At 72.9% G+C, this 20,553-nt stretch carries 25 protein-coding genes; 6 read left to right on the top strand and 19 right to left on the bottom strand.

The annotated features are described in order from the left end of the window. Positions 1-151: 151 nt before the first annotated feature. Complete coding sequence (locus JYK04_RS38320; protein ID WP_189744396.1) at positions 152-694, bottom strand: TerD family protein; 543 nt, start codon at positions 692-694, stop codon at positions 152-154. A 445-nt stretch (positions 695-1,139) separates the two neighbouring features. Here JYK04_RS38320 and JYK04_RS38315 point away from each other — a divergent pair, with 445 nt between their 5' ends. Continuing rightward, a complete protein-coding gene (locus tag JYK04_RS38315) occupies positions 1,140-1,961 on the top strand; it encodes a glutamate ABC transporter substrate-binding protein (RefSeq protein ID WP_189744395.1) in 822 nt (273 codons plus the stop codon). A 76-nt stretch (positions 1,962-2,037) separates the two neighbouring features. Here the strand turns inward: JYK04_RS38315 and JYK04_RS38310 are convergent, their stop codons facing one another. Then, the gene (locus JYK04_RS38310) at positions 2,038-2,604 is read right to left on the bottom strand and encodes a DJ-1/PfpI family protein (RefSeq protein ID WP_189744393.1); all 567 of its coding nucleotides are present in this window, start codon (positions 2,602-2,604) and stop codon (positions 2,038-2,040) included. 217 nt (positions 2,605-2,821) lie between these two features. On the opposite strand from JYK04_RS38310, the gene JYK04_RS38305 reads away from it, so the two are divergent. Both JYK04_RS38305 and JYK04_RS38300 read left to right on the top strand, forming a co-directional pair. Then, entirely contained in the window at positions 2,822-3,640 is an 819-nt protein-coding gene (locus tag JYK04_RS38305; protein WP_189744391.1) for an endonuclease I family protein, read from the top strand. Between the two features lie 114 nt (positions 3,641-3,754). Beyond that, positions 3,755-4,075, top strand: coding sequence for a DUF3040 domain-containing protein (locus JYK04_RS38300; RefSeq protein ID WP_189744389.1), 321 nt, complete (start codon positions 3,755-3,757; stop codon positions 4,073-4,075). Between the two features lie 28 nt (positions 4,076-4,103). Here the strand turns inward: JYK04_RS38300 and JYK04_RS38295 are convergent, their stop codons facing one another. The 3 genes from JYK04_RS38295 to JYK04_RS38285 all read right to left on the bottom strand — a co-directional run bounded on the left by JYK04_RS38295 (position 4,104) and on the right by JYK04_RS38285 (position 7,548). Then, entirely contained in the window at positions 4,104-5,747 is a 1,644-nt protein-coding gene (locus tag JYK04_RS38295) for a beta-N-acetylhexosaminidase (protein ID WP_189744387.1), read from the bottom strand. Positions 5,748-5,809: 62 nt separating this feature from the next. Then, on the bottom strand, positions 5,810-6,238 hold the full coding sequence (locus tag JYK04_RS38290) for a GlcG/HbpS family heme-binding protein (RefSeq protein WP_189744384.1): 429 nt from the start codon (positions 6,236-6,238) through the stop codon (positions 5,810-5,812). A gap of 77 nt (positions 6,239-6,315) precedes the next feature. Next, positions 6,316-7,548: an MFS transporter gene (locus JYK04_RS38285; protein ID WP_189744382.1), complete on the bottom strand. Its 1,233-nt coding sequence runs from the start codon at positions 7,546-7,548 to the stop codon at positions 6,316-6,318. Positions 7,549-7,765: 217 nt separating this feature from the next. On the opposite strand from JYK04_RS38285, the gene JYK04_RS38280 reads away from it, so the two are divergent. Continuing rightward, entirely contained in the window at positions 7,766-8,218 is a 453-nt protein-coding gene (locus JYK04_RS38280) for a MarR family winged helix-turn-helix transcriptional regulator (protein WP_189744380.1), read from the top strand. Positions 8,219-8,407: 189 nt separating this feature from the next. Here the strand turns inward: JYK04_RS38280 and JYK04_RS38275 are convergent, their stop codons facing one another. From JYK04_RS38275 to pdxR, 4 genes are read right to left on the bottom strand one after another with little or no spacing between them, the layout of a single operon-like run. Beyond that, positions 8,408-8,914 (bottom strand): hypothetical protein, encoded by a 507-nt coding sequence (locus tag JYK04_RS38275; RefSeq protein WP_189744378.1) that lies wholly within the window; start codon positions 8,912-8,914, stop codon positions 8,408-8,410. Then, positions 8,911-9,597, bottom strand: a complete 687-nt coding sequence (locus tag JYK04_RS38270; protein WP_229876632.1) for an RNA polymerase sigma factor — start codon at positions 9,595-9,597, stop codon at positions 8,911-8,913. The genes JYK04_RS38275 and JYK04_RS38270 overlap by 4 nt, the downstream gene beginning before the upstream one ends. Positions 9,598-9,605: 8 nt before the next feature. Then, positions 9,606-10,076 (bottom strand): LPXTG cell wall anchor domain-containing protein, encoded by a 471-nt coding sequence (locus JYK04_RS38265; RefSeq protein WP_189744377.1) that lies wholly within the window; start codon positions 10,074-10,076, stop codon positions 9,606-9,608. A 43-nt stretch (positions 10,077-10,119) separates the two neighbouring features. Further along, on the bottom strand, positions 10,120-11,649 hold the full coding sequence (gene pdxR / locus JYK04_RS38260; RefSeq protein ID WP_189744375.1) for a MocR-like pyridoxine biosynthesis transcription factor PdxR: 1,530 nt from the start codon (positions 11,647-11,649) through the stop codon (positions 10,120-10,122). Between the two features lie 29 nt (positions 11,650-11,678). On the opposite strand from pdxR, the gene JYK04_RS38255 reads away from it, so the two are divergent. Further along, entirely contained in the window at positions 11,679-12,641 is a 963-nt protein-coding gene (locus tag JYK04_RS38255) for a DMT family transporter (protein WP_189744373.1), read from the top strand. Here the strand turns inward: JYK04_RS38255 and JYK04_RS38250 are convergent. The 4 genes from JYK04_RS38250 to JYK04_RS38235 all read right to left on the bottom strand — a co-directional run bounded on the left by JYK04_RS38250 (position 12,625) and on the right by JYK04_RS38235 (position 14,918). Continuing rightward, on the bottom strand, positions 12,625-12,834 hold the full coding sequence (locus JYK04_RS38250; RefSeq protein WP_189744371.1) for a hypothetical protein: 210 nt from the start codon (positions 12,832-12,834) through the stop codon (positions 12,625-12,627). The two genes, JYK04_RS38255 and JYK04_RS38250, sit on opposite strands and share 17 nt — an antisense overlap. Continuing rightward, positions 12,831-13,466, bottom strand: a complete 636-nt coding sequence (locus tag JYK04_RS38245; protein ID WP_189744369.1) for a class I SAM-dependent methyltransferase — start codon at positions 13,464-13,466, stop codon at positions 12,831-12,833. Before JYK04_RS38245 ends, JYK04_RS38250 begins: the two co-directional genes overlap by 4 nt. Positions 13,467-13,992: 526 nt before the next feature. Next, on the bottom strand, positions 13,993-14,493 hold the full coding sequence (locus JYK04_RS38240) for a GNAT family N-acetyltransferase (RefSeq protein ID WP_189744367.1): 501 nt from the start codon (positions 14,491-14,493) through the stop codon (positions 13,993-13,995). Positions 14,494-14,543: 50 nt separating this feature from the next. Then, entirely contained in the window at positions 14,544-14,918 is a 375-nt protein-coding gene (locus JYK04_RS38235; protein WP_030717675.1) for a YbjQ family protein, read from the bottom strand. Between the two features lie 479 nt (positions 14,919-15,397). Between JYK04_RS38235 and JYK04_RS38230 the strand changes: the two genes are divergently transcribed. Next, on the top strand, positions 15,398-15,844 hold the full coding sequence (locus JYK04_RS38230; protein ID WP_189744365.1) for an SH3 domain-containing protein: 447 nt from the start codon (positions 15,398-15,400) through the stop codon (positions 15,842-15,844). A 49-nt stretch (positions 15,845-15,893) separates the two neighbouring features. On the opposite strand, the gene JYK04_RS38225 is transcribed toward JYK04_RS38230, so the two are convergent. The 6 genes from JYK04_RS38225 to JYK04_RS38200 form a co-directional block, all read right to left on the bottom strand. Further along, the gene (locus tag JYK04_RS38225) at positions 15,894-16,262 is read right to left on the bottom strand and encodes a PIN domain-containing protein (RefSeq protein ID WP_189744363.1); all 369 of its coding nucleotides are present in this window, start codon (positions 16,260-16,262) and stop codon (positions 15,894-15,896) included. 21 nt (positions 16,263-16,283) lie between these two features. Next, on the bottom strand, positions 16,284-17,312 hold the full coding sequence (locus tag JYK04_RS38220; protein WP_229876629.1) for a phosphatase domain-containing protein: 1,029 nt from the start codon (positions 17,310-17,312) through the stop codon (positions 16,284-16,286). Between the two features lie 3 nt (positions 17,313-17,315). Further along, the gene (locus JYK04_RS38215; protein ID WP_189744361.1) at positions 17,316-18,524 is read right to left on the bottom strand and encodes an RNA ligase; all 1,209 of its coding nucleotides are present in this window, start codon (positions 18,522-18,524) and stop codon (positions 17,316-17,318) included. 57 nt (positions 18,525-18,581) lie between these two features. Beyond that, positions 18,582-19,268, bottom strand: a complete 687-nt coding sequence (locus JYK04_RS38210; protein WP_189744358.1) for a Rossmann-fold NAD(P)-binding domain-containing protein — start codon at positions 19,266-19,268, stop codon at positions 18,582-18,584. Positions 19,269-19,378: 110 nt separating this feature from the next. Then, positions 19,379-20,011 (bottom strand): GNAT family N-acetyltransferase, encoded by a 633-nt coding sequence (locus JYK04_RS38205; RefSeq protein WP_189744356.1) that lies wholly within the window; start codon positions 20,009-20,011, stop codon positions 19,379-19,381. An 87-nt stretch (positions 20,012-20,098) separates the two neighbouring features. Then, positions 20,099-20,533: a VOC family protein gene (locus tag JYK04_RS38200; protein WP_189744354.1), complete on the bottom strand. Its 435-nt coding sequence runs from the start codon at positions 20,531-20,533 to the stop codon at positions 20,099-20,101. Positions 20,534-20,553: the final 20 nt, after the last annotated feature.

Here is a 20,553-nt window from a genome sequence, read left to right as displayed (position 1 = left end):
GGGCCGCCGTCCTGATGACCTGACGGCGACCTGCCCGCGCTGCCTCGTGGGGACGGCGGCAGCGCGCCACCCGGACCGGGCGGCGGCCACTCACCCCAGGGGTGGCCGCCGCCGGGTCCGCGCGGCTCCGCACCGGCCCGGACGGCCGGCGTCAGCGGAGCGCGCCCATGGTCCGGGCGAACGCCTCCGGGTCGGCCTCGAAGCCGTGCAGCCGCAGGTCGAAGGACCAGGGGCCCGAGGCGTCGCGGGTGAACTCGGCGACGGTGGCCGCCGTGGCCGCGGTCACGGCCGCGAAGTCACCCTGGGCGAGGTCGGTGTGGCCCTCGCGGATCCGGAACCCGGTGCCGCCGATGTCGGCGAAGGTCTTCATACGGCCGGCGACGCCGCCGTCGGTGTTCTGGATGACCACGCCGACCACCACCCGGCTCGCCTCCGGTGCCATCCGGTCCAGCTCGATGGTCATCACCTCGTCGAAGCCGAAGCCCTGGCCGGTGTGGCTGTCCCGGTTCAAGGTGATGGTTCCGTCGGGCGACCGGCTGCCGAAGTGCACGAGCTGGACGGGCGTCCCGTGCGGGTCGGCGGCGCCGTAGACCGCGGCGACTACGTCGAGGTCGTTCGCGGGCGTGCCCGCCGGGCTGGGGTCCCACCGCAGCGCGAACTCCACCTTGGCCAGCCCCTTGCGTACACCGGTCACCGAACTCCCCCTTCGTCCACGGGCATTGCCCGTCCATGATCCCACGAGCCCCCCGGCCCGGCCTGAACGACCTTATGTTTCCAGCCATTTCGGCCGATTGGGCCACCCGGACGGACGGGCGTGCGCGCATGCCGGATTCCCGGGCGCCACCCGGTGTGGACAAAACCGATTTACCACCTTTAAGTCATGAGCGACGCATTTCCGTCCGGGTGCACCGGACCCGCTCCGCGCCCGCCCCTATCCCCCGCTCCGACCTGCCCCAACCGCACGATCGGCGGCTGTCCGGATCGTTATCCTCAAGTTTTGCTCAAATCTAGTGACGATAAGCCGTTCCGCTTCCTAGCTTCCTCGTACACGCGTCCAGACGTCCCCCACATTCGCGCGGTTCCCCACGCCATCGGCAATCCCGGTGACGTGCCCCGCGTTCCCCAGGAAAGAGTGCAGCATGAAGGTTCCCCAGGCCGGTGCGGTCGCCGCAGTGATCGCGATCGCCCTGACCGCCTCCGGGTGCGGCGTCTTCGACGATGGGGGCCAGGGGGACGGGACCCTCGCCATCGGCATCAAATTCGACCAGCCCGGTATAGGCATGCGGGAGACCGACGGCACCTTCACCGGATTCGACGTCGACGTCGCCACCTATGTGGCCAAGGAGCTCGGCTACAAGCCGGACAAGATCGAATTCAAGCAGGTCTACAGCAACGACCGCGAGCTGCTGCTCCAGTACAACGAGGTCAAGTTCGTCGTCGCGAGCTATTCGATCAACGACAAGCGCAAGGAGAAGGTCGACTTCGCCGGCCCGTACTTCGTCGCGCACCAGGACCTGCTGACGCGCGCCGGCGACGCTTCGATCACCAAGGCCGAGGACCTCAATTCCAAGAGCCTGTGCTCGGTCTCCGGCTCCACCTCGGCCGAGAACCTCCGCAAGAACCTCGCCCCCAAGGCGGGCCTGCTGGAGATGGGCGGCTACTCGGACTGCGTCGTCGCCCTCCAGGAGAGCCGCGTCGACGCCATGACCACCGACAACTCCATCCTGGCCGGCTACGCCGCCCGGAAGGGCAACGAGGGCAAGTTCAAGCTGCTCGGCCAGAGCCTGAGCAACGAGAACTACGGCATCGGTGTCAAGAAGGGCAACAAGGAACTCCAGGGCAAGATCAACGACGCACTGAAGAAGATGGTCGCGGACGGCTCCTGGGAGACGGCCGTGAAGAAGAACTTCGGCGCGAACTACAAGTACGAGCCGGCTCCGGCGATCACCCCCGTGAGCTGACGTCCGACGACACGACCAGGCGGCCGTGACCCCCTCGCACGGGGGTCACGGCCGCCTGTGTGATCCGTGTTCCCGCTCAGGCCACCGGGGCCTTGCCGCGCAGCACGGTCAGGAACTCCCGCATCCAGCGTGAGTGGTCCGGCCAGGCCCGGGCCGAGACCAGGGTGCCGTCGACGACGGTCTCGGAGTCCTCGAACTCGGCCCCGGCCGCCTTCATGTCCAGTTCCAGCGCCGGGTACGCGGTGACCCGGCGGCCGGCCAGGCCCCCGGCCGCGGCCGTGATGAGCGGCCCGTGGCAGATCTGCGCGATCGGCTTGTCGGACTCCGCGAAGGCGGCCAGGATCCGGCGCACTTCGGGGTCGTTGCGCAGGTACTCCGGCGCCCTGCCGCCCGGGACGACCAGGGCCGCGTAGTCGTCGGTGACGACGTCCGCGAAGGCCAGGTCGGCGGGCCAGGTGTAGCCCGGCTTCTCGGTATAGGTGTCGAAGCCCTCCTCGAAGTCGTGGACCACGAACCGCAGCTTCTTCACCTGCGGCGCCGCGATGTGGACCTCGTACCCCTCCTCGCGCAGGCGCTGGTACGGATACAGGACCTCCAGCGACTCGGCCGCGTCGCCGGTCACGATGAGGATCTTCACTGCCATGGGCTGCTCCAGATAGGGCTGGTCACGGTCGCTCCGGCCCCACCGGGGCCACCGCTACCCTGCCCGCGGCGCGCGACCGGCACACACGAAGATCCCCCACTCCCGACACGTGGTTTTCACCTGTTCGGCACATGACAATGTGACCCTCGCACTGCCACTGACACTCCGCCAATTCCCCGGGCGGGGACGGTGCGTACGGAGAGGTACCCCCCACCCGATGAGAATCTCGCGCCTGACCCCCTGGGCGGCCGGCCTCGCAGCCGCCGCCCTGTTCGCCGTGCCGGCGGCCGCGTCCGCCGGCCAGCAGCGCCAAGCCGCCGCAGAGCACCCCGCGGCCGCCGCGGCGGACCCGTACGCGGACTACTACGCGAGCGCCCAGGGCAAGACCGGGCCCGCCCTGAAGACCGCCCTGCACGACATCATCAAGACCCAGTCCAGGGTGACCTACGAGGGTGTGTGGAACGCCTTGAAGGTGACCGACGAGGATCCCGCGAACCCGAACAACGTCATCCTGGTCTACTCCGGCCGCTCCCAGTCCAAGGCGACGAACGGCGGCGGGGTCAACGACTGGAACCGCGAGCACGTCTGGGCCAAGAGCCACGGCGACTTCGGCACCGCCACCGGCCCGGGCACCGACCTGCACCACCTGCGCCCGGAGGACGTCACCGTCAACAGCACCCGCGGCAACAAGGACTTCGACAAGGGCGGCAGCCCGGTGAGCGAGGCCCCGGGCAGCCTGACCGACGCCGACTCCTTCGAGCCCCGCGACGCGGTCAAGGGCGACGTGGCGCGGATGCTGCTGTACATGGCCGTCCGCTACGACGGTGGTGACGGCTTCGCGGACCTGGAGCTGAACGACAAGGTCAACAATGGTTCCGCGCCCCTCTTCGGCCGGATCAGCCTGCTGAAGCAGTGGAACCGGATCGACCCGCCGGACGCCTTCGAGCAGCGCCGCAACCAGGTCATATTCGACCGGTTCCAGCACAACCGCAACCCGTTCATCGACCACCCGGAGTGGGTCGACTCCATCTGGTGACCGGCGCCCGTACTCACGGCGTCCTCCGGGGGTTGGGCGGCGTCAGGCAGGGTATTCCCCGGCCAGAGGCTGCGACCCGCGCCCGACGGCAGCAGCCGGCGGAGGTACGTCGTGATGGACGGAGCCGGACTCTCCGATCGCGAGCAGCGCGCCCTCTCCGCGATCGAGGCCGAACTCAAGGGTGACCGTTCCCTCGACCGGATCCTGCGGTCCACGTCGCACCGGCGCCGGCGCACCGTGGCCGCCTGGCTGCTCGGTGTGGTGGCGGCGGTGCTGTTCGTGACGGCCTCGCTCACCGTCTCCCCGCTCCTGATCTGGGTTTTCGCCGCCGTCTGGACGTCGGCGGTGATCCTGGCGGTGCCGCTGGTCGGCCAGTGGCTCCAGCGGCGCCGGCAGCGCGTCGACCGTACGGGCGGCCGCAGCCAGATCCTGTAGGCAGGGCCCGCGGAGGTCCGGGAAGCGGTCAGAGCCGGTCGGCGAGGGCCTTGAAGTCGGACCAGGGCAGCCGCGGCGTGCGCGCGTCCCACACCTTCTGGGAGAGCGCGGCCAGCGGCGCCTGGATCCCCGCGGCCACCTGGGCCTGGGTCTGGGCGCCGGACAGGTCGCTCCAGACGGCCAGGCGCCCGCCCAGGATCTGCGGCCCGTACGAGGCCGGCACGGGGGTGGTGCCGCGCAGTACGAGCGGGGTCCACTGTTCGTAGATCCGCTTCCCGGTCGGGTACGTGAACTGGTTGGGCTCCCCCAGTACGTAGTAGAGGAACTCGTCGTTGAGGTTGACGAGCTTGCGGCCCTCGCGCAGGTACTCCAGCGGCGGCCGGGCGCCGTTCTCCTTGCCGGTCCAGTACTCGACCTGGATGTCCTTGGCGGCGCTCGTCACCCCGCCCGCGAAGAACCCGTCGTTCCACGCCTTGAGCGCCTTCCCCGACGGCCGGACCACGGCGGCGCGGTCGTTCAGCCAGCCCGTCGCCAGGTCCTGGACCCGCGCCGAGGGCCCGTACCGCTGCCGGGCGGCGCTGGCGAGCTGGGGGAAGGAGGCCTGCGGGTCGCGGTAGACCAGCGCCTGGTACTCGTCGGCGCCCAGGTGCCAGGCTCCGCCGGGGAAGAGCGGGATGTACTCGCGCAGCAGCTCGTCGACGAGCTTGGCGGACGCCGGGTTCGATATGTCCACGGCCCCCTTGACCGCCCGTCCCTGTGTATCGCGCAGCTGGAGGTCGGGGTGGGCGCGCAGGACCGCGCCGAGGTGGCCGGGCGAGTCGATCTCGGGAACGACCGTGATGTGCAGCCGGGCGGCGAGCGCGTTGATCTCCCGCACCTGGGCCTTGGTCAGGTGCGGGGTGGACACGATCTCCGGGTGCGTGTCGGACTGGATGCGGAAGGCCTGGTCGTCGGAGAAGTGCAGGCCGAGCTGGTTGAGCTTGAGGTCGGCCATCTCACGCAGCCGGTCCTCGATCCAGTCCGGTGAGAAGTACTTGCGGGCTATGTCGAGGTTGAGGCCGCGCTGCGGCTTGGCGGGGGCGTCTCGCACGGTGCCCTCGGGGGCCGAACCCGCACTCTTGACCGCCTGCTTGAGGGTGCGGGTGCCGTAGAAGACCCCGGCCTGGTCGGGGCCGTTGATCCGGACGCGGCCGTCCTTGACGTCGAGGGTGTACGACTCGGGCCCGCCCGCGGCTCCCGCGTCCAGGGAGAGCTCCACGTCCCCGGCCCGCGGCGCCGCCGACTCCCCGTACCCGATGCGCAGTTCACCGGCGAGCAGCTTGGCCTCGTCGGAGAGCTCGGCGGTGTCGTCCGGGGCGACGACCACGCGGGCGTCGGGGGTGGGCTTCCAGCCGGGCCCGCGAGCGGGCACGTGCTCCCGTACCGCCGGGATGGTGCGCGGGGCGGTGGACAGGGGGTAGGTCGGGGTCGGTGTGGGGGTGGGGGCGGCCTCGGCCGGGGGCGCCGCCTTCGTGGCGGGGGCAGGGGCGGGGGCGGTGGCGGCGTCCGCGGGGCCGCGGGCGCGCGCCGCGTCCGAGGCGGCCGTGCAGCCCGGGAGGGCAAGGGTGACCAGCGCGGCGACCGTTGCCGTCGCGATGGTGCGGACCCTCGTGTGCCGTCTCGGTGTGCTCATCATGTGCCCGTGTCCCCCGTACCAACGTGGCACGGGGGACACGGGTGCGCGACCCGGCGATCTCAGACGAGGGCGTCCCGCGCGGCCGCGGCGAAGCCGTGGTCCTGGTCGGGAGCGCCGCCGCCGACGCCGATGGCGCCGATGAGCCTGCCGTCGCGGTGGACGGGCAGTCCGCCCGCGATGAACAGCAGGGGCCGGTCGAGGGCCGTGGGCAGGGTGTGGAAGGGGCTGCCCGGCAGGACGGTGTCGACGAGCTCGGCGGTGGGCGCGTTCAGCTGGAGCGCGGTGTAGGCCTTGCGGGTGCTGGTCTCGCCGGAGATCAGCACGGCGCGGTCGTCGCGGCGGAAGGCGAGCAGGTGCCCACCGGCGTCGAGGACGGTGACGCTGACCGTGGCTCCGGCCGCTTCGGCGGCGGCCTTGGCGGTGGCGACGAGCAGCTCGGCGTCCTCGGTGGTCAGGGGGGCGACGGCGGTGCGGGTGGGGGTGGACATGCGGTGCTTCTCCTTGCGGGCGGGAGTGCGTACGTGCGGGATGCGTACGTGCGGGTGCGTACCGGGGAAGGGGCGGATCAGTGGTGGGCGGGGACGGCCACGGCCGCCTCGGGTGCGTCGGCCGCCACGACCGAGCCCCGGTCGCCGCGGGCCGCGCGCCGCGCCGTACGGCGTTCCAGCGCGCCCGAGACGAGGGCGAGCACCAGGGCGGAGGCGGCCAGCGCCGCGCCGACCCAGTTGGGGGCGGTCCAGCCGAGGCCGGCGGCGATCACCAGCCCGCCGAGCCAGGCGGCGAGGGCGTTGCCGAGGTTGAAGGCGCCGATGTTGACGGCCGAGGCCAGGGTGGGCGCCCCGGCGGCCTGGTCCAGGACGCGCTTCTGGAGCGGCGGCACGGTGGCGAAGCCGAGGGCGCCGATCAGGACGAGGGTGAGCGCCGCGCCGGCCTTGGTGTGGGCGGTGAAGGTGAAGACGGCGAGGGTGACGGCCAGGGCGCCCAGGGCCACGTACAGCATCGGCATCAGCGCGCGGTCGGCGTACCGGCCGCCGAGGAGGTTGCCGGCGACCATGCCCAGGCCGAACAGGACGAGGAGCCAGGTGACGGAGGTGTCGGCGAAGCCGGCGACGTCGGTCATCATCGGCGTGATGTAGGTGATCGCGGCGAAGACGCCGCCGAAGCCGAGGACGGTCATCGCCATCGCGAGCAGCACCTGGACGTTGCGGAAGGCGGCGAGCTCGCGGCGGATCCGCACCCCGCCCCCGGGCCGGGGCAGCTCGGGTACCAGCCGGGCGATGCCGAGCAGGCCGGCGACGCCGAGCGCGGCGACGATCAGGAAGGTGACGCGCCAGCCGAGGGTCTGCCCGACGAACGTGCCGAGGGGGACGCCGACGACGTTGGCGACCGTCAGCCCGGTGAACATCATGGCGATCGCGCCGGCCTTCTTCTCGGGGGCGACGAGTTCTGCGGCGACGACCGCGCCGATGCCGAAGAACGCTCCGTGGGCGAGTGAGGCGACGACGCGGCCGGCGAGCATGACGCCGAAGGCTGGGGCGAGCGCGGAGAGCACGTTGCCCGCGATGAAGAGGCCCATGAGCAGCATCAGCATGCGCTTGCGGGGAACGCGGGTGCCGAGCACGGCCATGAGGGGTGCGCCGAGGACGACGCCGAGGGCGTAGCCGGTGACCAGGAAGCCTGCGGTGGGGATCGAGACCCCGTACGTGCCGGCGACCTCGGGGAGCAGGCCCATGATCACGAATTCGGTGGTGCCGATCCCGAAGGCCCCGACGGCGAGGGCGAGGAGTGCGAGAGGCATGGGGGAGGTGTCCTTCAGGGAGGGGGGTGGTGCGGGGTGCGGCGGGGGCGGCGCGATCGGGAGCGATCGACGACGCCCAGGCAGTTGAATGCGGTCGCCGCTTACGTGCGTCCACATTAATTGCAGACGCGGGATATTTGCAAGCGCGGGCTATTGCACATGTGGACTATCCTGGTGGTCACACACCCCAGCCCGGGACGCTTCGACGGAGGAGCCCATGACGGCCACGGACAGCGCGCTCACCGCCCTATCCCAGGGCTGGTGCGCCCTTTCCCTCCTGCACGGACGGATCGAGGCGCACATCGAACGGGCCCTGCAGGCCGGCCACGGCCTCAGCGTGCGCGAGTACTCGCTGCTCGACGTCCTCAGCCGCCAGCACAGCGGCCCGGGCGGGCACCTGCGGATGCACCAGGTCGCCGACTCGGTGGTGCTCAGCCAGAGCGCGACGACCCGGCTGGTGAGCAGGCTGGAGGACCGCGGCCTGCTGAACCGCTACCTCTGCGACACCGACCGGCGGGGCATCTACACCGACGTCAGCGAGGCGGGCCTGACCCTGCTGGCCGCGGCCCGCCCCACCAACGACACCGCCCTGCGCGAGGCCCTGGACGAGGCCTCGCGCATCCCTGAACTCGCCCCGCTGGTCACGGCGGTGGAGAACCTCCGGAGCTGACCGGGCGGCCCGCTAGGCCGTGTCCGCAAAGTCCCGCCTGCCCCGCGACGCCTGGCACCGCACCTCGCCGCGTTGTCGGGCACGCCCAAGTACGTCCAGTACACGGGCGACCCTCCGCCTTGCGATACACGGCACCAGACGCCGCGGGGCCCGCCCTCCGGGCGGCCGGCGCTACTTTGCGGACACGGCCTAGCGCGGAGCGGGGCTCGGCGGCGGCGAGGAGGTGGCGATGCCTCCCCGCGCGGTGGACGGGCTCGCCGACGGGGGCTGCGATCCCGATGCCCTGGGTGAGCTCGGAGCCGACGGGGTCGGGCCCACCGACCCGGTGGGGGGCGTGGACACGGACGGGGTGGTCCGCCGACCGGATCCGGAGGGCTGCGGGTCGGGTGAGGCCGGGTCCTGCGCGGACGGACCGGGGGCCGTGATCCGCGGCGGCGTGGCCGGCAGCCCCGGGCCGGGTGACGGATCCGGGGCGAGCAGCAGGTATCCGATCCCGGCGGCCGCTGCCGCCGCCAGGCCCGCCAGCGGCAGCGCGAACCGCCGCAGCCCGGCCATCGGCAGCCGCCCCAGGTGCGCCCCCGGCGGCTCCGCGGGCCGCAGCCGTCGGACGTCGATGCTGTCCGCGCGCGCGTCGAGGGCCTGCCGCAGCCGGCGCTCGACGGGGCGCTCGGCGAGGCGTTCGCCGTCTCGCGTCATATCCGTCCCTCCAGAATCCGTTCCAGGGCGTCCAGTCCGCGGCTCGCATTGGACTTCACCGCACCCCGGCTGATCCCGAGGGTGGCCGCGATCTCCGCCTCGCTGAGATCGGCCCAGTACCGCAGCACCAGCACCTGGCGGCGACGCGGCGTGAGCCGGCCGAGCGCGGCGAGCACCTCGCGGTGCGCCTCGTCCAGGACCACGTGGTCCTCGGCGGACGGCAGGTCGGCCGCCACCGGCGGGGTCCAGGCCCGGACGGTGCGCCGGCGGCGCAGCACCGAGCGCGAGGTGTTGACCACCGCGGTGCGCAGGTAGCCGAGCGCGTTGTCGACCTCGGCGATCTGCTCCCCGTGCCGCCGGTAGAGGGCGGTGAAGGCGTCCTGGACCACGTCCTCGGCGGTGGCCAAGTCGTCGACGAGCAGCACCGCGAGCCGGACCATCCGCAGCCGGTGCGCGTGGTAGAGCTCGGTGACGGTGGGCGGCCGCTGGTCGCCGTGACCCGTGCGGTCGTGGACGGACGAGGAGCCGTAAGGGGAGTCGTACGGGGACCCGTACGGGGAGTCGTACGACCGCGGGGAGACCGGCGGGGCGGAACGTTCCCGGCGCAGCAACGACCAAAGGCCCCGCCACGCCCGGCCGAAGCCGGGCGTGAGGGGGCCGCCGGGTGATGCGAGTTGGAGCACGGGATTCCTCAGCTGTTCGCGCGGCGCCGTACGGCGTACAGGGCTCCCGCGCCGGCGAGGACCAGGCCCGTGGCCCCCGCCCCCATGGCGACGGTGGTCGCCGAGGAGCCAGTATGCGCGAGCTCCGCCGCGCCGGGTGCGGAGGGTGCGGCAGGTGCGGCGCCGGGCTCGGAGGGCGACGCGCTGGGACGGGCGTCCGAGGGGGCCGACGGGGCCGACGGACGGACGCCGGGCGCGACGCTGGGGGACGCGCTCGGCGAGTCCGATCCCCCGCTCGTCGGGGTGCTCACCGACGGGGACGGCTTGGGCCCGCCCGCCGTGGGCGAGGCACCGGCGGGCACGCTGACCGACGGGGAGGGCGTGGCCGAGCTGCCGCTCGCGGCGAAGGCGGGTCCGGCGAGGGCGACGGCCACTCCGGTGGCGGCAGCGGTGACGGCCGTCCGGCGGAAGGCCAGGGGGACACGCTTCAGGTTCTTCACGGTGGTTCTCCACGGTCGGGTCGAGGACGCGGGACTGCGCCCTTCACCCCCGCACGACGCGCGACCCCCCGGGAGGTTGCCGCCGTTCCGGAAAAACTTTCCGACCGGTTTCCGGGGGCCCGTCCAGGACGCCCTCCAGGGCCGTGGCCAGGGTGGCGATGCCCTCTTCGATCTCTCCGGCCGAGCCCGCCGCATAGCCGAGGATCAGGCCCGGCGGGCCGGGCCGGACCCGGTGCCAGGACAGCGGGTGGGTCTTGACCCCCAGGGCCAGGGCCGCCGAGGCCAGAGCCGTGTCGTCGAAGCCGGCGCCGTCGAAGGTGACCATCAGGTGCAGCCCGGCGGCCGCGCCGTGCACCCGGGCGCCGGGCAGCAGCTCGGCGACGGCCCGGAGCATGGCGTCGCGGCGGCGGCGGTGACGGCGCCGGACGAAGCGCAGGTGCCGTTCCAGTTCGCCCGAGTCCATCAGCCGGGCGAGGACCAGCTGGGCGAGAACGGGATTGCCGAGGTCGGCGTAGCGCTTGGCGGCGGTCACGGCGTCGCGCAGGCGCGGCGGGACCAGCAGCCAGCCCAGGCGCAGGGCGGGCGCGAGGAGCTTGGACACACTGCCGGCGTAGCAGACCGCCTCGGGCAGCAGGGCGCGCAGGGCGGGGACGGGGGCCCGGTCGTAGCGGTGCTCCGCGTCGTAGTCGTCCTCGATGACCAGTCCCCCGGCGGCCGCCCAGCCGAGCAGGTCCCGGCGGCGCTCGCCGTCGAGGACGACACCGGTCGGGAACTGGTGCGCCGGGGTGAGCAGGACGGCCCCGGCTCCGCTCGCGCGCAGCGCGGCCACGTCCAGCCCGGCCTCGTCCACCCGTACGGGGACCGTTTCCAGCCGCCCGTACTCCAGTTGCTGCCGGGCCCCCAGCGAGCCCGGGTCCTCCACCGCGATCCGGTGTACGCCTTCCTCCCGCAGGACGTGCGCCAGCAGCGCCAGCGCCTGGGCGACGCCCGCGACGACGACCACTTCGTCGGGGTCGGCCCGGATCCCCCGGTTCCGGGCCAGCCAGCCGACGACCGCCTCGCGCAGTGCGGGCGCGCCCTGGGGGTTCCCGTAGCCGAAGTCGGCCGGGGTGAGCTGGGCGAGGACCCGGCGCTCGGCCTGCAGCCAGGCCGTACGCGGGAACGCGGTCAGGTCGGGGACCCCGGGTGACAGGTCGATCCGGCACGGCACGGCGCGCAGGGCGTCGACGGGTCCGCCGCGGTCCGGTGGGCGGGAGGCGCCGGCCACCGGTGGCGGGGCGGCGACGACCACGGTGCCGCCCCGGCCGCGGCCGCTGACCTGGCCGGTCTCGGCGAGGCGCTGGTAGGCCTCGGTGACGAGCCCCCGGGAGACGCGCAGTTCGGCGGCGAGCACCCGGCTGGCCGGGAGCCGGCTGCCGACCGGGAGGGTTCCGTCGGCGATGGCCGCGCGGAGCCGGCCCGCCAGCCATTCGGTGCGGCCGCCCGGTGGGGCCTGGCCGACGTCGAGCTGGAGGAAGTCCGAGCCGCTCGGGCTTTTGGACCCCTGATAGGCGCCTTCATTGGACCTGCTCATGGGGCCATTGTGCGGCCACGCTGGATGCCATGCAGACACCGCCCGCTTCCACCGCCGCCCCTACGTCCGCCCCGCCCAACGGCTCCGCCGCGCCCGCCCGCTCCGCCGCGTTCCGTGACCTGGTTCCGGGGATCGCGGGGATGGCGCTGGTCGGGAGCAGCGTCACGGTCTCGCGGGCGCTCGTCGACGCCCCGCTGTTCGCCACCCAGGCCGTCCGGTACGCGGCCGCCGCACTGCTGCTGTTCGGTCTGGCCCGGGCCGCCCGGGTGCCGGTCCACCGGCCGCGCGGACGGGAGTGGCTGTGGCTGGCGGGGATCGCGGCGACCGGACTGGTGCTGTTCAACGTGGCCGTGGTCCGCGGGGTCGCGCATGCCGAACCGGCCGTCATCGCCGTCGCGGTGGCCTCCGTACCGGTCCTGCTGGGTCTGCTCGGCCCCTTGCTGGAAGGGCGGCGGCCCAGCCGTCGGGTGCTGCTGGCGGCTCCGGTGGTGGTGGCCGGGGCGGTACTGGTCGAGGGGACGGGCCGGACGGACGCCGCGGGGGTGGCCTGGGCGGCCCTCGCACTGGGCTGCGAGGCCGCCTTCACCCTGCTCGCGGTGCCGGTGCTGCGCCGGCACGGGGCGTGGGGGGTGTCCGTGCACGCGGTGTGGCTGGGCGCGCTGATGCTGGCGGGGCTCGCGGCCGTCTTCGAGAGCCCGGCCGCGCTGTCGTCGCTGGGTCGGGCCCAGTGGGCGGCCACCGGCTACCTCGCCGTCATGGTGACGGCGGTGGCCTTCCTGCTCTGGTACCGCACGGTGGCCGCCGTGGGCGCCGGCCGCGCCGGCCTGCTGACCGGGATCGCGCCCCTGGCCGCGGCCGGTGCGGGGGTCCTCACGGGCAGCGGGATCCCGGGCCCGGCGGTGTGGCTGGGCCTGCTGGTGGTGATCGCGGGGCTGGCCGCGGGCCTGCGCCCGGACCGCGCCCCGCGGTCCACGCCTACGCTGCCGGCGTGAGGTCCGCGGTCAGCCGCTCCAGCTCGCGTACCGCGGCGTGGACGTCGTAGGTCCACAGGACGGGCTCGCGCGACCGGTCCTGCGGCCGGACGTCCCGGACCCGGAACTCCGGTCTGCGGTCCGGGGCCTCGAAGTCGTCGGTTTCCGGCGCGTGCCGGATGCGCGCGTCCCACGCGGGGGCCGGCTCCGTCATGAACCCGCGCTCCGGCGCGCGTAGCAGAAGAGGTGCTCCTCCGGGACCGCCCGGTCGTCGGCGGGCTGGAAGTGTGCGGTGTGGTGGTGCAGCACCTCCAGGCCCAGGTCGGCGAGCCTGGCCAGGTGGTCCGCCGTGGAGAGGCTGCTGACGGTGACCTCGTGGCCCATCCACTCGATGTCCAGGCCCCGGATGTCCCCCGGCACCGTGGCCATCACGAAGTACCCGCCCGGCGCGAGCCAGGACGCCATGCGGTCCAGTGCCTCCGCCACCTCCGGCTGGTCCATCACCAGCAGCGGGAAGAAGGAGCACACCGCGTCGAAGCCGGCCGGCTCGGGCGTGTAGGTCCGTACGTCGGCCTGCTCGAAGCGGGCCTGCGGCACTCTGGCGCGGGCCAGTTCGACCATGGCCGCCGAGACGTCGATGCCGGTGACGGCGCAGCCGGCCCGGACCAGCGTCTCGGCGGTAGGCCGGCCCGTGCCGCTTCCCACGTCCAACACCCGGGCCCCGGCGGGCAGTCGGCCGGTGAGCCAGTCAAGGGCCGCCAGTTGGCCGGGAACCCGCCCGAACACCTCCTCGTAGCGCTCTCCCAGATCATCGAACACCTCTGCCGCGGACTTGCGTTGACTCATCGGGCCGCCCTTCGTCTCCGGAGCACCACCGTACTGGCGCGGCGCCTCGGCAGGCGACGCCCCCGTCAGGATCCGAGTCCGGTGATCATCAAGGCCGGAGCCCAGGTCCAACGCCGACGACGCCGTACCGAGACCGCTCGGTCCGGAAGATCGGCGAAGGCGGTATGGGTTCCGTCTGCCTCTCGCGGACCCGTGGGAACCAGCCGGTCGCCCTGAAGGTCATCCGCCGCGCGTTCGCCCAGGAGCAGGACTTCCGGGTCCGCTCGGTTCGAACGGCCCGTGGGCGATCGACTTCGGTATCGCGCGGGCCACCGACACCACGCAGCCGACGCGCAGCGGCTGGTTCATCGGGACGCCGCAGTAGCTGTCCCCCGAGCACGCGCCCGGCCGGACGGTCACCGCCGCGGCCGACGCCTTCCCGCTCGGTCCGATCGCGGCGGTCGTGGCCACCGGCCGCCACCCGTACGGCCGCGGGCCGGGCGTGAGCACGACGGGCCGGGCCGGCTCACTTGCGACGGCTTTCCCCTCACACGGAACGTTCCATGCAGACCAGCCGGTCCCGCTCGTCCCACGACCCGGTGACGGTGAATCCGAGCCGTTCGTACAGCGCGATCGCGCCCGCCCGCCACTGCCAGACCGAGAGCCGGACCGCACGTAGGCCGCTCTCCTCGGCATGTGCCAGCGCGGCGCCGACGAGACGGCGCGCGATGCCCAGCCCGCGGAACTCCGGGGCCGTCCAGAGCCTCTTCACCTCGGAACGCCCGTCCACCGGGGCGGCCACCACCAGGCAGCCCACCGCGGTGCCCCCGATCGAGGCCAGCAGCACCTCGTCGCGCGCGAACGCCACCTGCGGATCGGTGATCTCCGCGCGGTAGCGGTCGGGCAGCCCGTCCACACCGGCGACGGCCTCGCCCTTCTCCTCCTGCGTGCGCAGGTGGTAGGCGGCCAGCAGCTCGGCCAGCCCGTCCGGGGCCGAAAGGGCATGCCCCGGCCGGCGGACGATGACAACCTCACGTGGTTCGGTCACCCCGGGAGCATCGCATCCCGGCGCACGCCCTCGGCGGCCGGGGGGAGGGGTCAGGTCGAGGCGGGGACGAGGACCACGGCCGTTCCGTACGCGCACACCTCGGTCCCGACGTCCTGGGCGTCGGTGACGTCGAAGCGCATCATCAGCACGGCGTTACCGCCGCGCGCCTTCGCCTGTTCGATGAGCCGGTCCATGGCCTGGTTCCGGGTCTCCACCAGGGTCTTGGTGAGGCCCTTCAGTTCGCCGCCGATCATCGACTTCAGGCCCGCGCCGATCTGGCTGCCCAGGTGGCGGGAGCGGACGGTGAGGCCGAAGACCTCGCCGATGACGCGCTCGACCCGGTAGCCGGGGACGTCGTTGGTCGTCACGACGAGGACGCCGCTCTCGTGCGCGCCGGCGCCGCCGCCGTAGTCATCGATACCCATGGCACCCACTCTCGCGCGGGCCACCGCAACCCGCACCCCGAGCCACGCGATGCGGGGCGCGAGCCGGGCGCTCGGGCTGGAAGCCCGGCGCGGATCCGGACGGCCGCCGGACGGGTGCGTGTTCGCACGTCAACCTCCTTGTGTACTACTCAGGTTGTACGGCGTCGCCCCCAGCGCGGTACTCCGGCCTCATCCCCTGGACGGGCGCGGCGGGGACGTCCGGCCCGTAGATTTTCCTCCGCCGGTCCACCGGCCGGCACCGCCCTCTCCCCCGGGGCCGCGCTGCGCGGCCGTGCCCGCTCGGGGGCGGGCACGGCCGCGCACTCCGATAGGGCAAATTGGTCATATCGGGTTAAAGGACGGTGAGCCACCGGGCCTACACCCCCCGCCCTCGTCATAGTCGTCCCTGGCAACCGCCTGGTTGCCGCCCCGTGCCGCGCGAAGCGGCCGGGTGGATGTCTTCGTAGAGGAGCCGGCTCATGCTGAAGCCCACCAGAACCACCCTCGCTCTCGCCGCCGGCAGCCTGGTTCTCGGTCTGGTCGGAGCGGGCGCCGCCGTCGCCGACGACGGTCCGGAGAACCAGCCGCCGCGGGAGATCGTCGTCGGCGGAGGGTCCGCTGAGCCCGGTGTGTATCCCGAGAAGTACGTCACCGGCAAGGTCGTGTCCAAGGGCCCGCTGACGGTCCGCAGCAAGCCGACCACCCACTCGCAGTCCCTCGGCCACGTGTACCCGCACAGCAAGGTCGAGATCGAGTGCAAGAAGAGCGGTGAGAAGGTCGACGGCAACCGCCTCTGGTACCGCCTGGCCGACAAGAACGGCAGCTGGGAGCACGACGCCGAGGCGCCCAAGCGCGCGTACGACAAGGAGCGCTGGGTCTCCGCCCGCTACGTCAAGAACCTCTCCGAGGTGAAGTACTGCCGCTGACCCCGACCCGGCCGGCCGGCGGTGAGTAGGCGGGCAGGCAGGTCAGCGGTCAGTCCACCGGGCGTACGGCACGGGGCCCCACGCACTCCACGCCGTACGCCCGGACCCGTTCCCGCAGTTCGCGGTCGGCCGTGACCACGACACAGCCGCGCTCCGCACAGGCGGCGGCCAGCTCCACGATCCGGTCGTCACCGCTTCCGGGCGCCGGGTCCACCCGTACGCCGGGAACGGACTCGACGCCCCGGGCGGCGCCTTCGACGACGAGGACGATCTCCTCGTCCCCGCCCCGGGCGGCCAGCAGGTCACGCAGCCGGACGGCCGCGCCCCGCCGGTCCCGCCACCAGCCGTCCGGCACCGAGCCGACGACATTCGCGCCGTCCACGATCAGCACCTTCCGCACGGGACCGGTGGCGTCCACCGCATTCACCTCGGCCGGGCCTCAGAAGTCGCCGTAGTTGACCTGCCAGGTGGGCAGGCCCATCCGGCGCCAGATCGCGACCACCCGGTCCCGGTCGTCGAGCGAGACCCGTACCGCGTACCGGTGGCGCACATGCCTGTCGAACAGCTCCGCCTTCACCACGTCGTCGCGGCGCGTGTCGCCCGCCGGGCGCATCCACAGCTCGTCGTACGGCACCTCGTGGCGCCGCAGCCAGGACTCCGTCTGCTGACGGTACTCCTCGCCGCGCCCCGACAGCAGCACGATCACGTCGCCGTCGGCGCGCCGGAAGGCGTCGAGCGCGTGCCGTACCGGCTCGTTGAGCAGGTCGAGCTCGCAGCGCGAGAAGTCGTACGGGCCCCGGTCGCCGGTCAGCGCGAGCGTGCCGTCGATGTCGCACATCACCGCCGCCGGCAGGGCCGGGTCGGGGACGTACTCCGTGACGGGCGGCGCGGCCACTCCGCTCGCCCCGCCGTTCATCCACTCCGACGTCAGCCGCCAGCCTCCCCGCCGTGCCTTCTCGTGCTTCTCGGCCAATATGCGGATGATCTCCTCGCCGACCTGGCGCTCGCGTGCGGCGTCCCGGCGCAGGCACTCCTCCAGCGGGACGTCGGTGAAGTCGTGCACGACGAAGGTCGCCAGCCCGCCGACCGCCGCCTTGAGCCGCTTGGGGATGTTCTTGGTGAGGTGGGTGTTGTCGACGACCACGTCGAAACCGCCGTCGACCGCCGCGCGGACCGCCGCGTCCTGGACGGCCAGCACGGTCTGCTCGTGCCGGAAGCTGCGGCCCCGCTCGGGATCCGGGAGGTCGAGCATGAGCCGCAGGTCGTCGAGGTTGACGCGGCGCATGCGGCCACCGGCCTCGGCCTGCAGGGCGCGCGCGGCCGTCGTCTTGCCGGAGGCCGGCAGGCCCGTCATGACGTGCACGACGGGCAGCGGGGTCTCCTCGGCGGCGGCCACGGCCGCGGACGCAGTCGCAGTCGCAGTCGCAGTCGCAGTCGCGTCCGTGCTGGTCGGGGTCTCTTCGGACACGGGTCAGTTCTCCTCGTCGTTCGTGTAGGGGTCGGACGTCTCCGGCCGCACGTTGCGCCATACGGCCAGCTCCGTGGACCGGCCGTCCAGGCGCAGGAACATCGCGGCCCGGACCTCGCGGTCGGGCAGTGCCTTCACGGCCCGGGCGAAGGCCCCCCGGTCGGCGGCCAGGTGGGCGAGTCCCGCGTACGCCTCGTCGATGGCGCGCTCGCGCCGCGCGGCCTCGTTCTCGATCCGCTCGATCACCTCACTCACCCACGCGTCGAACTCGTCGGGCACCTGGTCGAGCAGCGCGTCGAGCGGCTTGCCGCCCGTGGCCTCGATCTCGCCGACCGTGGTGCCGAGCCCCTGGGCGAGCTGCTTGACGGGCAGGCCGGCGAACCGCTGGATGCCGTGGGCGCGCCAGATGTCCCGCTCGGTGACCTTGGTGAGCACGCGGTGGAGCCGTACGTACTCGGCCAGCTTGGCCTTCGCGCGCACCCCGGAGGCGAAGCGCAGCACGAAGCCCTCGGCCTGGGTGCCGGTCGCCGGGGCGCCGCCGGGCAGGGTGTTGGACTCGGTGAGCGCGATCAGCTCGTCGATGGGCATGGCGGGCCAGACCGTGACGACGGATCCGATCCCCTCCCAGTGGGGCGCGGCCTCGGCGAGCGGGACCTCGGTGCCGTCCTGGCCGAAGGCCGCGAGGAGGACGAGGTCCCGGCGGTCGCCGTAGTCGACGACGATGCGGTTCTGCGGGTACAGGATCTCGGCGAGGTAGGTGGTGCCGGGGCGCAGGGCCGCGGTGTCCCGGCCGTCGAGCAGGCGCTGCGCCCAGGTCGCCTGGGCGCTGATGAAGGACCCCTTGGAGGCGACCCGCCACCGGTCCGCGTAGTGGAAGACGACGGCGAGGCTGCCGTCGACCTTGTCGTAGACCTCGAACGGCTCGTCCGGGAGGGCGGGGGCGTACGGCTGACCCGACTCGTGCTCGCCGACGTTGAAGAACTTCGGCAGCGGCAGCGCGACGATCGCGCCGGTGGTGTCGTCGGCGACGAGTCCGCGGCAGCGGGTGGTGACGTCGTTCCAGACGCGTTCGTACTGGGCCGTCCGCGTGTAGGTGTAGATGGACAGCGGCAGTTCGGGGTGCGACTTGCGGGTCACGTACCCGGCGTCGATCGAGTCCGCCAGTGCCTGTGCGGGCAGCAGGTCATGCAGAGTCAGGGTCTCCTGGCTCATGGGGTCCTCCCGGTTTGAGATGGCTCATTCTCACGTGCGGGAGGGTGTGCCCGGTAGTCAATTATGCCTGGTCGGCGCAGTGCCCAGGCGGTTGATGTCGGCGGGCCGCAGGACGTGCCCGGGGATCTCGGTGCCGGGCGAGGCGACGGCGATCATGGCGCGGCCGAAGGCCTCGGAGGTGATGACGAGGTCCGGGGCGATCCGCCGCACGAGGGGGACGAGGGGGCCGAGGACGGCGTAGAACACCCGGGACAGGCGGGCCTTGGAGGGCACGCCGCGCACCGGCTGGACGATGCCGGGGCGGAACATGTAGGCGCGGAAGGGGAGTTCCAGCAGGTCGTTCTCGGTCTTCCCCTTGACCCGGGCCCACATGGATCGGCCCCGCTCGGTGCTGTCCGTGCCCTCGCCGGAGACGTAGACGAAGGTCATGCCGGGGTTGGCGGCGGCCAGCGGCCGGGCCACGGCGAGCGTCAGGTCGTAGGTGACGCGCCGGTACGCCTCCTCGTTCATGCCGACGGAGGAGACCCCGAGGCAGTAGAAGCAGGCGTCGTACGCGGCCGGGTCGATCCCGGCGGCGGCCAGGTCCGACGGATCGCTCTGGACGCACTCGCGCAGCTTGGGGTGGCTGACGCCGAGCGGGGTGCGTCCGACGGCGACGACGCTCTCGACCGAATCGCTGCGCAGGCATTCCCGCAGGACGCCCCGGCCGAGCATGCCGGTCGCGCCGAAGAGGATGACGTTCACGCAGGGCAGCCTAGGGGGTGTCGTGCCGATCAGGCCGGATCGGGCCGGATCGGGGAGCGGTGTCCGGTCGTCGCCTGCGGAGCGGCGCGCGGCGTCGGACGCGGTGCGTCTCAGGGGGCGACGGGCTTGTGGATGAAGCCGGTCAGTGGTGCGAGGACCTTCCAGTCGAGCGTTTCGTAGAGCGCCCGGCCTTGGACGGTCGCGCCCAGGAGGCCGGTGGCCGCACCGTTCTCGACGGCCGCGTCGGTGAGTGCGACCATCACGACCGTCCCGAGGCCGCGGCGCCGGTGCGCCTCCTCGGTGATGATCTGGTCGAAGACGCAGGCGGTACCGGTCAGACCGATCTGACCGCGCGCGGCGAGCTCGCCGCCGGCGGCCAGGATGCGCACGCCGACGACGTCGCCGTCGGTCTCGGCGGTGGCCGTGTAACCGTCAGGCGCGCGCACGACGGACGGACGCAGGTCGACGGCCATCAGGAAGCCGGGATCGGTCGGCTCCCATTCGGGCGAGAACCACGGCTCCATGACGTCGGGTTCCAGGAAGGCCTTGATCCAGGTGGCCGGTTCGGTGATCGTGCCGATGAGCCCGCGGGCGGTCTCGGCATCGGCGTCGAGCAGGACGTGACGGACCGCCTGGGCCGGGAGCCCGACCGGGACGCTCAGCCCCCACGGCACGTCCACCGGCTTCGGGGCCCGCCGCGAGACGGCCCATCCGTCGACCCACGAGCGCGCGAGCTCCCACATCCGGACACCCCTCCGATGTAATGACTGAGATCCGAATCGGGATATTACACACGTGGGGTGACGGCCGAACCCCTCGGGCTCGATCGTCTAGTGCGAGACACAGAGCTCGTTGCCCTCGGGATCGGCGAGGGTCGTCCATACGCTGGGGCCCTGGTGGCCCTCGTGGAGGTGCTTGGCGCCGTTGGCGATGAGGCGTTCGACCAGCGCCTTGGGGTCGTCGGAGCCGGTACGGACGTCGAAGTGGGCCCGGTTCTTGACCGTCTTGGGTTCGGGGACGAACTGGAAGAGGACGCGGGGTGCGCGCTCCAGGCCCTCCGGGTGGCGGATCGCGGCGCCCGCCTTCCAGACGAGGGTGCCCCGGTGGGTCTTGGTGTCGTCCTCGCTCGCGTGGCCCGCCTCGATCAGGCCGCGGATGAACTGCTCGTCGCTCGGCTCCACTTCCCAGCCGAGGGCCTCGGCCCACCAGTCGGCGAGGGTGTGCGGGTCGGTCGAGTCGATGGTCACCTGGAATGTGTACGCCATGCCGTGACCCTACTGAGGAG

Source organism: Streptomyces nojiriensis, from assembly GCF_017639205.1.
Classification (GTDB): domain Bacteria; phylum Actinomycetota; class Actinomycetes; order Streptomycetales; family Streptomycetaceae; genus Streptomyces; species Streptomyces nojiriensis.
Note: the sequence above shows the minus strand (reverse complement) of the source record. Positions and strands in the feature narration are given on the sequence as shown.

Bases quoted from the DNA above. Each gene is read 5' to 3' on its own strand.
- JYK04_RS38280 (WP_189744380.1), top strand. From the start codon at position 7,766: ATGACGGCCACGGACAGCGCGCTCACCGCCCTATCCCAGGGCTGGTGC.
- JYK04_RS38290 (WP_189744384.1), bottom strand. From the start codon at position 6,238: ATGTCCACCCCCACCCGCACCGCCGTCGCCCCCCTGACCACCGAGGAC.
- JYK04_RS38295 (WP_189744387.1), bottom strand. From the start codon at position 5,747: ATGAGCACACCGAGACGGCACACGAGGGTCCGCACCATCGCGACGGCA.
- JYK04_RS38235 (WP_030717675.1), bottom strand. From the start codon at position 14,918: ATGGGTATCGATGACTACGGCGGCGGCGCCGGCGCGCACGAGAGCGGC.
- JYK04_RS38245 (WP_189744369.1), bottom strand. From the start codon at position 13,466: ATGAGTCAACGCAAGTCCGCGGCAGAGGTGTTCGATGATCTGGGAGAG.
- JYK04_RS38315 (WP_189744395.1), top strand. From the start codon at position 1,140: ATGAAGGTTCCCCAGGCCGGTGCGGTCGCCGCAGTGATCGCGATCGCC.
- JYK04_RS38285 (WP_189744382.1), bottom strand. From the start codon at position 7,548: ATGCCTCTCGCACTCCTCGCCCTCGCCGTCGGGGCCTTCGGGATCGGC.
- JYK04_RS38300 (WP_189744389.1), top strand. From the start codon at position 3,755: ATGGACGGAGCCGGACTCTCCGATCGCGAGCAGCGCGCCCTCTCCGCG.
- JYK04_RS38230 (WP_189744365.1), top strand. From the start codon at position 15,398: ATGCTGAAGCCCACCAGAACCACCCTCGCTCTCGCCGCCGGCAGCCTG.
- JYK04_RS38215 (WP_189744361.1), bottom strand. From the start codon at position 18,524: ATGAGCCAGGAGACCCTGACTCTGCATGACCTGCTGCCCGCACAGGCA.
- JYK04_RS38250 (WP_189744371.1), bottom strand. From the start codon at position 12,834: ATGACGGAGCCGGCCCCCGCGTGGGACGCGCGCATCCGGCACGCGCCG.
- JYK04_RS38205 (WP_189744356.1), bottom strand. From the start codon at position 20,011: ATGTGGGAGCTCGCGCGCTCGTGGGTCGACGGATGGGCCGTCTCGCGG.
- JYK04_RS38310 (WP_189744393.1), bottom strand. From the start codon at position 2,604: ATGGCAGTGAAGATCCTCATCGTGACCGGCGACGCGGCCGAGTCGCTG.
- pdxR (WP_189744375.1), bottom strand. From the start codon at position 11,649: ATGAGCAGGTCCAATGAAGGCGCCTATCAGGGGTCCAAAAGCCCGAGC.
- JYK04_RS38305 (WP_189744391.1), top strand. From the start codon at position 2,822: ATGAGAATCTCGCGCCTGACCCCCTGGGCGGCCGGCCTCGCAGCCGCC.
- JYK04_RS38275 (WP_189744378.1), bottom strand. From the start codon at position 8,914: ATGACGCGAGACGGCGAACGCCTCGCCGAGCGCCCCGTCGAGCGCCGG.
- JYK04_RS38255 (WP_189744373.1), top strand. From the start codon at position 11,679: ATGCAGACACCGCCCGCTTCCACCGCCGCCCCTACGTCCGCCCCGCCC.
- JYK04_RS38200 (WP_189744354.1), bottom strand. From the start codon at position 20,533: ATGGCGTACACATTCCAGGTGACCATCGACTCGACCGACCCGCACACC.